Annotated in this window: 8 protein-coding genes and 2 pseudogenes; 5 read left to right on the top strand and 5 right to left on the bottom strand. The window is 70.3% G+C overall.

Annotated elements, in window-relative coordinates; all coding sequences use genetic code 11:
• Window positions 1-24: 24 nt before the first annotated feature.
• Window positions 25-2,235 carry an MMPL family transporter gene (locus tag A6A29_RS16115; RefSeq protein ID WP_073720769.1) on the bottom strand — a complete coding sequence of 737 codons (2,211 nt, stop codon included), beginning with the start codon at window positions 2,233-2,235 and terminating at the stop codon, window positions 25-27.
• Window positions 2,236-2,518: 283 nt separating this feature from the next.
• Between A6A29_RS16115 and A6A29_RS16110 the strand changes: the two genes are divergently transcribed.
• From A6A29_RS16110 to A6A29_RS16100, 3 genes are all read left to right on the top strand, one after another.
• Window positions 2,519-3,745, top strand: coding sequence for a sensor histidine kinase (locus A6A29_RS16110; RefSeq protein WP_073720768.1), 1,227 nt, complete (start codon window positions 2,519-2,521; stop codon window positions 3,743-3,745).
• Window positions 3,746-3,753: 8 nt separating this feature from the next.
• Window positions 3,754-4,461, top strand: coding sequence for a response regulator (locus A6A29_RS16105; protein WP_198953090.1), 708 nt, complete (start codon window positions 3,754-3,756; stop codon window positions 4,459-4,461).
• A 354-nt stretch (window positions 4,462-4,815) separates the two neighbouring features.
• A complete protein-coding gene (locus A6A29_RS16100) occupies window positions 4,816-5,994 on the top strand; it encodes a serine hydrolase domain-containing protein (protein ID WP_198953089.1) in 1,179 nt (392 codons plus the stop codon).
• 170 nt (window positions 5,995-6,164) lie between these two features.
• On the opposite strand, the gene A6A29_RS16095 is transcribed toward A6A29_RS16100, so the two are convergent.
• From A6A29_RS16095 to A6A29_RS44015, 3 genes and pseudogenes are all read right to left on the bottom strand, one after another.
• Entirely contained in the window at window positions 6,165-6,446 is a 282-nt protein-coding gene (locus A6A29_RS16095; RefSeq protein WP_073720766.1) for a DUF6351 family protein, read from the bottom strand.
• Between the two features lie 220 nt (window positions 6,447-6,666).
• A pseudogene (locus tag A6A29_RS16085) lies at window positions 6,667-7,448 on the bottom strand (glycoside hydrolase family 1 protein); the annotation flags it as partial.
• Window positions 7,431-8,231: pseudogene (locus tag A6A29_RS44015) on the bottom strand (discoidin domain-containing protein); the annotation flags it as partial. The pseudogenes A6A29_RS16085 and A6A29_RS44015, both read right to left, overlap by 18 nt.
• A gap of 275 nt (window positions 8,232-8,506) precedes the next feature.
• On the opposite strand from A6A29_RS44015, the gene A6A29_RS16080 reads away from it, so the two are divergent.
• On the top strand, window positions 8,507-8,713 hold the full coding sequence (locus A6A29_RS16080) for a hypothetical protein (protein ID WP_073720765.1): 207 nt from the start codon (window positions 8,507-8,509) through the stop codon (window positions 8,711-8,713).
• 736 nt (window positions 8,714-9,449) lie between these two features.
• On the opposite strand, the gene A6A29_RS16075 is transcribed toward A6A29_RS16080, so the two are convergent.
• Window positions 9,450-10,301 (bottom strand): LysR family transcriptional regulator, encoded by an 852-nt coding sequence (locus A6A29_RS16075; protein ID WP_073720764.1) that lies wholly within the window; start codon window positions 10,299-10,301, stop codon window positions 9,450-9,452.
• Window positions 10,302-10,396: 95 nt separating this feature from the next.
• Here A6A29_RS16075 and A6A29_RS16070 point away from each other — a divergent pair, with 95 nt between their 5' ends.
• A complete protein-coding gene (locus A6A29_RS16070; protein WP_073720763.1) occupies window positions 10,397-11,128 on the top strand; it encodes an SDR family oxidoreductase in 732 nt (243 codons plus the stop codon).
• The last annotated feature ends 778 nt before the right edge of the window (window positions 11,129-11,906 follow it).

Genomic DNA, 11,906 nt, shown 5'->3' with positions numbered 1-11,906 from the left:
GGACACGATGGGATGAACGCTCAGTCAGTACGCCGTGACCCGGTCGGGTTCCGGGGCGGGTGCGGTCGCACGGTGCTGCGGGTGACCTCCCGTGGTGGGGCGCGGGCGGACCGGCCACCAGATGGCCCGGCCGAGGAGTGCGGCAAGGGCGGGGACCAGCACCAGCGAGAGGACGAGCGCGGAGAGCATGATGCCGAGCGTCAGTGCGAAGGCGACCTGTTCACTTCCGGGGGATGTGGCGAGCGTGGCGAAGGAGCCGGCCAGCACCAGCCCGGCCGTCGCGATGGCCGGTGCCGTATGCCGTACCGCGCGCGCAACGGCGGCGCGGGCCGGGCCCGGTCGCTGCATCTCCTCCCGGATCCGGTCGGCGATCAGGATGTTGTAGTCGGTTCCCAGTGCCACGACGAACAGGAACAGCACCAGGGGGAGGGTGAAGTTGACGCCCGGCTTGCCGATGCCGTGCTGGAACAGCAGCGTTGCGGCGCCGAGGGTGGCGGCGAAGCCGAGCCCGACGGAGAGCATCAGAACCACCGGTGCGAGCAGGCTGCGCAGGAGCAGCAGCAGGATCAGCGCGATCAGCGCGGCCGCGACCGGGAACACGATCTTCAGGTCGTGGTCGACAGCGGTGGAGATGTCGGCGAAGATCGCCGCCGTTCCGCCCACGTGTGCCGTGGTCCCGGCAGGTGTGTGCCGGGCGACCGCGGCCCGAATCGGCCCGGAGGCCAGGTCGCGGGCCTGCCGGCTCTGCGGGTCAGCGGTCGGGTAGACGTCGATCCGGGCGGCGCGGTGGTCCTCGTTCAGGACGGTCCGTGCGACCTTGCCCACGCCACCGACCTGGGCGAGCGCATGGGAGAGGCTGTCGAATCCGGCGGTGGTGAGGGTGCCGCCGTCCTTGGCGGTGATGAAGACACTCGTCGGGTCCGACACTCCGGCCGGCAGCGAGCGGGAGATCTCGGCCGCGGTGGCCGCGGCGGGGGTCCGGTCGCCGGAGTCGCCCCGGCCGTAGTCCATGCGCATGCCGATCAACCCGGCGGCAAGCGCGGCGAGCAGCCCGACGGAGGCCGTCAGCATCAGCAGCGGGCGTCGTGTGACCAGCGCGCCCAGGCGGGCGGCACGGCCTTCGCGCGGCTTGTGGTGCAGGGTCCGGGAGGGCCAGAACATCTTGCGCCCGGCGGCCGCGAGCAGCGCCGGCAGCAGGGTGAGACTGCCGAGCAGCATCACCAGGACCGCTACGGCGATCGCGGGGCCCAGCGAGCGGAACTGTCCGAAGGTCGCCAGGCCCAGCGTGGCGAACGCGGCCACGATGGTCAGCGCCGCCGAGGTGATCGCGGTGCCCACCCGGCCGGAGACCTCCTCGGCCGCCTCGCGGGCGGGCTGTTCGGGCCGGTCGCGCAGTTGCTCGCGGAAGCGGAACAGCAGGAACAGCAGGTAGTCGATGCCGATACCGAGCAGGACCACGTTGATCAGGCCCGGGGTGCCCGCGTCGAGCTTGTGCCCGGTGATCATCGCGGCACCCGCGACGGCACCCACCGCCACGCCGCCGATGACGGCGACCGCGAGCAGCGGCAGCAGGGCCGCCAACGCGCTGCGGAACGCCAGCACATTGAGCAGGATGATGAACCCCAGGACGAGGGCGCCCCCGACCTTCGCGGCGGTCTCGTGGGCATCGGTGGTGTCGACGGTGTCGGCGAGACTCCCGGTGAACCCGGTGCGCATCCCCGCTTCGGAGAACTGCGTCCGGGCGGCGTCCCGGAAGGTCCGGTAGACACCCTGGACCCCCTTGTCCGAGGGATTCCCTGTCAGTTGGACGGAGAGGAGCTCGAAGCTCCGGTCGGGCGCCGTCATCGCCGGGGCGATCCGGGGCGTCTGGGAGCGGTCCGGGACAAGGAACTCCGGCATGTCGTCTTCTCTGGGCATGATCACCCGGCGCTGGGCCAGCTTCGCCGCCTCGGCCCCGACCCGCCTCCGGTCGGCGGCGCTGAGGGCCTTGCCGTCGGATCGGGCGACCAGCACGGTCACCGTGGTGGCGTCGGGGTTCACCCCGAACTGCTCCTCGGCGATCTGCAGCGCGGCGGCCGAGTCGTAGCTGCGGGGCAGGAAGTCCCCGGTCCGGTGCTGGGTGACGCGGGCGATCAGTGTCGGGGCCAGGGCGCTCAGTACGACACCCAGCACCGCCCAGAGGGCGATGACCTTCCACGGGTGTCGGGTGGAGTACCCGGTCAGAGCGCGGATCACGATGTGTCCTCCGGTGGACGGACTTGGATGCGGACGTCGGCCGGGGGCTCCCGGCCGGTCTCCAGACCATCACTCGCAGGGGCCGTCGAGCGTCGTGGCAGCGGATGATCCGGACCGGGGCCCAGGGGCCCTTCCCGGCCCGCGGCCAGGACCCTGGTCCTGGTTCCGATCCAGGTCAGCGCCCGGAGGCGGGGGCCGTGAACCGCCGCCGGTGGTGCCGGCGCTGCGGCTGCTGTGCAACCCTGTCCCGGGGGCCGGGAGGCCGGACACAGGGAGAACAGAAATGCCCAGCAGCCGACACACCGGGCCCGGCGATGCCCGAATACCGCTGCACATCGACAGTGCCGAGCCGCCGTGGACCCGTAACGACGCACTCGTGACCGCCGGGGCCTGCGCGATGAACCTGCTCAGCTACGTGTTCTTCAACGACCCCGACGGCCGGCACGACGTGAGCGTGGCCGGGTTCCTGCTCGTCGCGCTGGCAGCCGTGCCGCTGCTCGCCCGGCGCAGCCACCCGGTGGTGGCGCTCGCCGCCGTACTGGCACTCGATGCGACGGCCGCCCTGACCGTACCGCTGCCCACGCACTTCGGTGCCGTCCTGGTGGTCGCCCTGTACTCGGTCGCCAGGGCCTGCCCCGGCCGGGTGACGGCGGTCGCGGCCGTCGCGACGGTGTCGCTGACGCTGCTGAGCCAGGCCAACGGCCGGATTCCGCCCTGGCAGGATGCCATCGCCTCGCCCCTCACCACGCTGATCGTCGTGGCCACCGCCGTGGCGATCAACCGCTGGCAGCAGGAGGTGGCGGCCAACCGCAGGCTCCTCGCCGACCGCGCGGTGGCCGACGAACGCCGCCGCATCGCAAGGGAGTTGCACGACATCGTGGCCCACCACATCACCACCATGCAGCTGATGGCCGGCGGAGCGCGGGCCAACCTCGCCGAACCGGAGGTGGTCCGGGACGCGCTGATCACCCTGGAGTCCTCCGGACGGCTCGCGCTGCGCGAGATGCGCCAACTCCTCGACGTGCTGCGGGCCGGCGACGAACCGGAGACCGCGCCCTCGTTGCCCCAGCCCGGCGTGGACGACCTCGACCGCCTGGTGGCCGAGTCCCGCCTCGCCGGACTGCCGACCGGGTTCGGCGTCAGCGGGCCGCAGCGCCCGCTGCCGCCGACCGTCGGCCTCACGGTGTTCAGGATCGCCCAGGAGGCCCTCACCAACACCCGCAAGTACGCGGGAGCCGCCCGCGCGTCCGTGCAGCTGACGTACCACCAGAAGCGGGTCACCATCGAGATACGGGACGACGGCGGGGGCGCACCGCCGCAGGAAGGGGCGCCGGCGGTGGGCTCGGGCGGTCACGGGCTCACCGGCATGCGCGAGCGCGTCGCCCTGCACGGCGGCACCCTCACTGTCGGCCCGCAGGCCGAAGGGGGGTTCGCTGTGGTGGCCGACCTGCCACTGCCCACGGACGAGGCGGACGAGGCGGCCTTCCAGCACGAGGGGTCACGCCGATGAGCGGGAGCATGCCGACGCCGGAGAGGATCAGGGTGCTGATCGTGGACGACCAGCCACTGGTCCGGCGGGGCCTGTCGCTGATTCTCTCCCCCGACCCGTACTTCGAGGTGGTGGGCGAGGCCGAGAACGGCGCGCTGGCCGTCACCCTCGCCCATCAACTGCGCCCCGACGTCGTGGTGATGGACATCAGGATGCCCGTCCTCGACGGGGTCGGCGCGACCGAGGAACTCGCCGCCACCCTGCCCGGCTGCCGGGTCCTGGCCCTGAGCACCTTCGATCTCGACGAGTATGTCGTGGGCGCCCTGCGCGCCGGAGCCTACGGGTTCCTGCCCAAGGACAGCTCTCCGGAAGACCTGAGCGCGGCGATCCGCACCGTCCACGCAGGCGAGGCCGTCGTCGCGCCGCGCCTGCTCACCCGGCTGATCTCCACCTACGTACGGGCACCGAGCGGCGCGCGGCCCGCCCCCACCGGCCCGGGGGAACTCACCCCCCGCGAGGTCGAGGTGTGGCATCTGATGGCCACCGGCCTCGACAACACCGAGATCTCCCGAGCCCTGGACATCAGCGTCTCCACGGTCAAGAACTACATCACCAGCATCTTCGGCAAGCTCGCCGTCCGCGACCGCGCCCAGGCGGTCATCGCGGCGTACGAATCGGGCCTGGTCACTGCCCGCGCGGCAGCCGTGGACCCTCCCGGCGACGGGCACACCGGGTAGCGGGAACCGCCGCGCCCAGCTCCAGAGACGCGACGGAGCCCGCAACGCCGCCTCCCCGCCGCCATCGACCCGTCAAACGCACCCCGGCCGTCCCGCAGGGGTACTTCCTGGTTGTGCGGAACCAGGACCAGGGTCCTGGCCGCGGGCCGGGAAGGGCCCCTGGGCCCCGGTCCGGATCATCCGCTGCCACGACGCTCGACGGCCCCTGCGAGTGATGGTCTGGAGACCGGCCGGGAGCCCCCGGCCGACGTCCGCATTCAAGTCCGTCCACCGGAGGACATCGTGATCCCCCCCCCATGGACCGGACAGTGCGCACGCGTATCACGCAGCACAGAAGGCGATGAGGAGTACGGCATGACGCCAAGAAAGACCGCACGGGTCGGCGCGGTGGGTCTCGTGACGGCCGCGATGGCGGCCACCGCCTTCGCGGTCCCCGCCCGGACAGCATCGGACGGCGCCTCCGCGAGGGCGGGGCACGAGGCGACCCAGCGCGCGATGGACGCGGAGGTGGAGGGAGGTATCCCCGGCATCACGGCCCAGGTACGCGACACCGACCGCGTCTGGACGTCAACGTCGGGTGTGGGCAACCTGACAACCGGCGCGCCGCGCGGCAAGAACGACCGATTCCGGATCGGCAGTATCACCAAGACGTTCGTCGCGACCGTCCTGCTCCAGATGGAGGCGGAGGGGAGAGTCGGTCTCGACGACACCGTGGAGGACCATCTCCGCGGCCTGGTGCGAGGCAACGGCAACGACGGGCACAAGATCACCGTACGTCAGCTTCTCAGCCACACCAGCGGCCTGTTCGACTACCTGGCCGACGAGGAATACCTCAGGACGTACATGCGGGGCGACGGCTTCCTCAAGCACCGCTACGACACCCTGCCGCCCGAGAAGCAGGTGGGGGTGGCGCTCTCCCATCAGCCGCTGTTCCCGCCCGGTGACAGACTCTCGTACTCCAACACCAACTACGTCCTGGCCGCGCTGATCATCGAGAAGGTGGGCGGGCGGACCTACGAGGCCGAGGTGCGCGACCGCATCATCGAACCGCTGCGCCTGAGGAACACTTCCCACCCCGGCAACAGCATCCACATACCCCGGCCCAGCAGCCGGAGCTACTCCAAGTTGTTCGCGTCGGACCCCGATCGCATCGACGACGTCACCAGCATGAACGGGTCGCAGGGCTGGGCCGACGGCGACATCATCTCCACCACCGGCGACCTGAACCGGTTCTACAGGGCCCTGCTGCGCGGCAAGCTGCTCCCGCCGGAACAGCTCAAGGCCATGAAGACCACCGTCCCGGCCCCCGGCCGCCCCAACGTGTCCTACGGGCTGGGCCTCACACAGTTCCGCACGAGCTGCGGATCGACGGTCTGGGGCCACGGCGGAGGCATGGTGGGGTCGACCTCCCTGGCCGTCACCACCGGGGACGGCCGCCACCAGCTCGCCTACAACCGCAACGGGGACTGGAGCGTGGCATCCCCGGACGGCATCATGGAGGCCGAGTACTGCCCCACGGCCTCCTCCGGCTGAGCCCCCTCTCCCTCCTCTCCTCGCCCACTGACGACAAGGAGGGGAAGAGAGGAGGGACGGTGCTTCAGCGGACCCGAAACGGGTGCTGACCTGGACGAGCGCTGGAACTCACCACCGCGGGCACCGGAGCGGGAGGTCGCGCCCATTTGGGCTCGCCTGCGGCGGTCCCGTTACTTCGGGTCGAAGGACTCCCAGGTGCCGGCGATGCCCTGCTGACCCGCCCAGGGCACGGACCAGTCGCAGACACCGGTTCGGAAGATCGACTGCAGATCCTCGAACTGGGCGTCGGTGCCGGAGTCCCCCTTGATGCCGGTGAGCCACTGGTCCATGTCGGACAGCATCCCGGCGAGAGTGAATCCGTGCCCGCTGGAGCGGGTGAGCATGACCTGGTTGGCGTGGGTTCCGTTGGCCTTGTCCAGGCGCGCCCGGGTGGAGAAGGAGTGGAAGCGCATGTGCATGTCGTCGTGACCGCCGCCGGGCTCTCCGCGGCCGTGGCCATCGACGCCGCCTACCGCCTGCGCGCCCCGGGGTGCGTTGCCGACCCCCTCACCGCCCAACTGGCTGCTGCCAGCTCCCCGCCGACGCCGTGTGCCTGGCGATCAGCCACCCCGGCGACACCCGTAGCACGGTCGACACCGCACGCCGCGCCCGTGAAGCCGGCGCCACCGTCGCTCAACCGCGCTGAGCACGGATGAGGTCGCGGTACCACGCGAAGGACGCCTTCGGGGTGCGGACCTGGGTGTCGTGGTCGACGTGGACGAGACCGAAGCGCTGGTGGAAACCCTCGGCCCATTCGAAGTTGTCCATCAGGGTCCAGGTGAAGTAACCGCGCACGTCCACGCCCTGGGCCACGGCGGTGGCGACGGCCTGGAGGTGGGTGTCCAAGTAGTCGATGCGGTCGAGGTCGAGGACGGTGCCGTCCGTGTTGACGACGTCCTCGGTCGAGCAGCCGTTCTCCGTGATGTAGACCGGTGGGAGTGCCGGGTAGCGCTCCTTGAGGCCGACGAGCAGTTCCCGTAGGCCGTCGGGGACGACGGGCCAGTAGGAGGTGCGGCGGTAGCCCTTGATGGGGCCTCTTCGAACGGCAGTCCCTCGGAAGCCGGCGCCTGGATCCGGGTCGGGTTGTAGTAGTTGATGCCGAGCGCGCTCAAGGGGGCCGAGACCAGTTCGAGATCGCCGGACCGCACGGAGCCGCCGAGGGTCGTGTCCGCGCCGAAGTCCGACAGGTCCGGGTAGGTGCCCGTGAGGATCGGGTCGTTGAACAGGCGGTTGTGCAGGTTGTCGTAGGCTCGCGCGGCGGTGTGGTCGGTGGGGGAGTCCGCAGCGGGCCAGACCGGGGTGCAGTTGTTGGCGATCATCACTTGGAGGCCGCGCGCCCGCAGCTCCCTCAGCGCCAGGCCATGGCCGAGCAGTTGATGGTGGGCGGCCGGAAGGCAGTCCAGGAACAGGGTGCGGCACTGCGCGACATCCAGGATCTGCTTGCAGCCGAACGGCTCGGAGGTCTCGACCCTCAGGACGACGGCCAGCCTGCCCTGCTTGATGACCTCGCGGGCCTGCGCGCTGTCGGTGCCGATCCGGAACCAGCCCTTGCCCGGGCCGCCGTACATCTTGTCGATGAAGGCCTGCATGTCGTACGTCTTCTGCGCCTCAAGGCGGATGGCGGTCATCTCGTCGCAGCTACGGTCCTTGAAGAAGTAGACCGAGCAGATCACGCCGTTGGTGACCAGGTCGTTGACCAGCACTCGCTGGCCGCCGCGCCAGGCCCGCTCGATCCAGGAGTAGTAGTTCTGCTGGTGGGTAGGCGAGTCGTGGGCGGGCCAGTCCTTGAACGTGGGCCACCCGTTGGGGTCGTGCTTCCCGTCGCCCTTGGTGATGAAGTCGAAGACGGCGCCCGTGCCGTCGGGGTAGTGCTCGGGGCAGTCCTTGGGCGCGTCGGCGACGCCCTGCTCCGAGAACGGCTTGCCGCAGATCAGCCGGCCGCCGAAGCCCTCGTTGGACATGATGTGGTCGTGGGCGTCGACGAAGCCCCTTACACGCCCCTGGGCGTCGGTGCCCTTGAAGGGCTCGCCCGTGACGCCGATCTGCGTGTCGGGTGCGGGCCGGGCGGTCGGATCCCACCAGTTGGGCTCCGCCGCGGAGCTGGGCATCGGGCCGAGTGCCAGGGTCATCACGGCGAGGAGCAGTGACACCACCGTGAGGGATCTGAGTCTGCGGTACGGAGGTTGAACCATGGTCATCGCATCCCTAAATGTGAGTTGGGCTCATGTTCTGCTCGCGACTTAGGGATACGAGCCCGCAGCGCCAAGCCCGACGAATCCGCTCACCGGTTTCGAGGTGTTCTACCGGCCCCGCCTAGCGCCGATCCGTGAGTGTCCTTCCGGCGAGCGCCCGGACGTCGAGTCGGGCTTGAAGAGGCCAGGGGGGCGAGGCTTGATGTCGTGGGCGGTCAGTGCACGATACTGACGACGGTGTGGGGTGGTGCGCGCCGTGGACTTTGGGGGAGTGGTCCTGCATGCCCACGAGCCCCTCGGGGGTGGAGAAGCCGCTGAGTTTGGTGTACGCCTCGAAGGTGACCTCGGTTCCTTCGCGGGTGACCCCTTGTGCGGTTTCGGGGTGGGAGCGGGCCTCCTGCGCGATCCAGGGCCTGCCGGCCGCGCGGTTGGCCATGATCCGCTCCAGCATCGCGCGGCAGGCGGTGACGGAGAGGCTGCCGGAGTAGTAGACGCCCCGGCTGCCCCAGTTCAGTCAGGGGCCCTCCTGGTGGGTGAAGTGATGCAGTACTCCCGTACACCGCCGCGTGGTCCGAAGGCGGCGGAGGCGGGCGGAGTACAACAAGGTTGAGGCTGGTGTGAATGTGACGTGCAGGGGGCAGCGGTGGCCGAGGACGGCGCCGGCCGGGCCGGGGGATACCGTATCGGAGGGCGGTGACGGGTCCGGCTGCGCACAGGCCCTTCTGCAGGTAGGGACAGCGTTGCTGATCCGATCAAGCGCGGGGGCGGAAACGGTCGCTGCCGCCTGTGCAGCCGAGGCAGGGCCACCCGCAAGCTCACCGTGACCCTGGATCGACTCCGCGCCGACCGCCGGCTTGACCAAGCCCTGATCCACGGGCCCGACCCGCTCCACCTGTCCCTCGTCTTCGGCATCGGCGAGTAGACCGCCATTCGCTACGCGGACTCAGCAGGGGCCCTCCTGGAGCAGGCTGTCGAGACCCGGCCCTTGTCCTGACGCGAACCCATGGGTCCATCCTCCAGGATCAAGGCAGCGGTCCCTCGGGTTCGCGCTGGAGACCCTTCAGTTTCCATGAGCTCGCGGGCCTCTCCGCCCTGTTCTCGTATAGCTAGGCCAGGTGGTGGCGTGTGGCGCTGAGCAACTACTTGGGGCTGCGGTTTCGCTGTTGAAGGGCGGCGAAGTTGAGCCGGGCCGCGATAGGTGGAACCCAGCCAGGCATGCGGGAACTACGGGAGACGTGTCGCAGCGCGGACAAGGTCGGCGACGGCTCTGGACCGGCTGTGCGGGGGCCAGGCAATGACGGTGGTGACTTTCGGCGCGTCCAGCACGGGCACGGCCGCGAGGTCACCGTGCAGTTGGGCTCGGCACGACTCCGGTGAGACCGCGCAGGCCCGGCCGAGCGCGACGAGCTGCAGCAACTGTGCGTGGTCGCGGACCTGTGGGCCGGGGCCGGGTGGGTAGGTGCCGTCGGGGTCGGGCCAGCGTGGCAGAGGCAGGCCCGGCAGCCCGGTGATGTCGGCCATGAGTACATGGGCCCGGTCCGTGAGCGGATGCCCGTCCGGCAGGACCACCACCTGGCCCTCCGTGCTGAGCTCTTCGGTGTGGAACCCGGCCGTCGAGTCGAACGGCCGGTGCAGCAGCGCCACGTCGGCCCGGCCTTCGCGCAGGAGTCGTTCCTGCTCAGCCGGGCCGCACAGGATGACATCGACGGGGACTGCGCCGGGTTCGGCGGCGTACGCGTCGAGCAGTTTCGCCAGCAGCTCGCGGGACGCGCTCGCTTTCGCCACCAGGACCAGGCCGGGACGGCCGGTTGCGGAAAGGGCGGCGCGGCGGGTCCGGCGCTCGGCGGCCCCGACCGCAGCGAGGGCCGCCCGGCCCTCGGCCAACAGCACGGAGCCGGCTTCGGTCAGCGTGACGGTGCGGCTGGTCCGATCCAGCAGCGCTGCCCCGAGCCGGCGTTCGAGTTGCTGGATGGCCCGTGACAAGGGCGGCTGCGCGATCCCGAGTCGCCGCGCTGCGCGCCCGAAGTGCAGCTCTTCGGCCACGGCGACGAAATACCGCAGTTCCCGGGTTTCCATGCAGCCACGCTACCCCGGTTCAATACCCTGTCGGTATCGTTGGTCATCGGATCGGTCTTGGACCCCCGGCGGGGTCCGGGGGCAGCATGGTCCCTATGAGCGAACGAACGATTGCGCTGGTCACCGGTGCGAACAAGGGAATTGGCTACGAGATCGCCGTGGGCCTGGGCGCCCTCGGCTGGAGCGTTGGCGTCGGAGCCCGAGACGATCGGCGCCGTGAGGCAGCGGTGGAGCAACTGCGCACGGTCGGCGTCGACGCCTTCGGCGTACCGCTGGACGTGACCGACGACGCGAGCGTGAGCGCCGCCGCGCGGCTGATCGAGGAACAGGCGGGGCGCCTCGACGTGCTCGTCAACAACGCCGGTATCACCGGCGGGATGCCGCAGGAGCCCAGCCGGATCGATCCCGTCACCATCCGGACGGTCGTGGAGACCAACGTGATCGGCGTCATCCGCGTCACCAACGCGATGATGCCTTTGCTGCGCCGCTCTGCCTCGCCGCGGATCGTGAACATGTCCAGCAGCGTCGGCTCCCTCACCCGGCAGTCAGGAACCGCCGCTGAGCTGACGACGGGACCGGTGGCCGTGGCGTACGCGCCGTCGAAGACGTTCCTGAATGCCGTCACCCTGCAGTACGCCCGGGAGTTGAGCGGCACGAACATCCTGATCAACATGGGCTGCCCCGGCTACGTCGCGACCGACCTCAACGGCTTCCGCGGCGTGCGCACCCCCGAACAGGGCGCGGCGATCGCCATCAAGCTGGCGACCCTGCCCGACGACGGCCCGAGCGGCAAGTTCTTCGAAGACGCCGGCGTAGTGCCCTGGTGAAGTGCACGGCGGTCATCACCCGCCGGGGCGGTCGGCTTCGCCCGCGCGTCTCGAAACAGGTCTATCGACTCTGATTCCCACATGAATGGCAATTCACCGCAGGTTGCAAGCAGCGTGACCATGTGGTTCCAACAAGCGTGACCTACGGGATCCGGATCGCGTAGGTCACCACACCCCCCCCGTGGTTCCAACTACCGTTTCACGGCAAAGAAATCGGTGTGTACCGTCTCGACTGCCTCCGGGTACGCCTGGGTCTCTCGTGCTCGGCGAGCGCCCGGTAGATGCCGGCGACGGAGGGGTTCTGTCCCTCGCGCTTGCCGGTGGGGATGATCAGGGGGGATCTGCTCGACGGACTCGCCGAGTGCCTCGCGCCGGAGCACGGTGTGCAGCATGTCGTCGGCTGGCCGGGGTCGGCACCCGCAGCGACACAGACCAAGACCCCCACGAGGCCGTGCCGCGCGCACTGCGAGCCGCCTACGGCCTTCGCCCAGACAGCCCGGTCAATCACGGGAGGCCAGGCAGCTCCTATGCCGGACGGAGCGTGCTGGAGGATCCGTACGGCGATGCGCGCCCCCACCTGACGCGGGGGAACTGGGCACGCCGCAGCCGTAGACCGAACGGCGGTATCCGCCCCACACGAACACCAGGCTGCAGCTGCTCGATCCATTCACGGGGCGGTCCCAACCGCGTACGCCGCGAACAGTTGGTCGTACGGCCGGCCGATCGCGGCGTGGCGGCACCGGACCAGCGCTCGGCCCTGGTGCCGGCCACAGCCCGG

The organism is Streptomyces sp. TSRI0281 (genome assembly GCF_001905125.1).
Classification (GTDB): Bacteria; Actinomycetota; Actinomycetes; order Streptomycetales; family Streptomycetaceae; genus Streptomyces.
This window is presented reverse-complemented; position numbering and strand designations above follow the sequence as displayed.

Coding starts and splice junctions, on each gene's coding strand:
- A6A29_RS16100 (WP_198953089.1), top strand. CDS start 4,816: ATGACGCCAAGAAAGACCGCACGGGTCGGCGCGGTGGGTCTCGTGACG.
- A6A29_RS16070 (WP_073720763.1), top strand. CDS start 10,397: ATGAGCGAACGAACGATTGCGCTGGTCACCGGTGCGAACAAGGGAATT.
- A6A29_RS16095 (WP_073720766.1), bottom strand. CDS start 6,446: ATGCGCTTCCACTCCTTCTCCACCCGGGCGCGCCTGGACAAGGCCAAC.
- A6A29_RS16110 (WP_073720768.1), top strand. CDS start 2,519: ATGCCCAGCAGCCGACACACCGGGCCCGGCGATGCCCGAATACCGCTG.
- A6A29_RS16080 (WP_073720765.1), top strand. CDS start 8,507: ATGCCCACGAGCCCCTCGGGGGTGGAGAAGCCGCTGAGTTTGGTGTAC.
- A6A29_RS16105 (WP_198953090.1), top strand. CDS start 3,754: ATGCCGACGCCGGAGAGGATCAGGGTGCTGATCGTGGACGACCAGCCA.
- A6A29_RS16075 (WP_073720764.1), bottom strand. CDS start 10,301: ATGGAAACCCGGGAACTGCGGTATTTCGTCGCCGTGGCCGAAGAGCTG.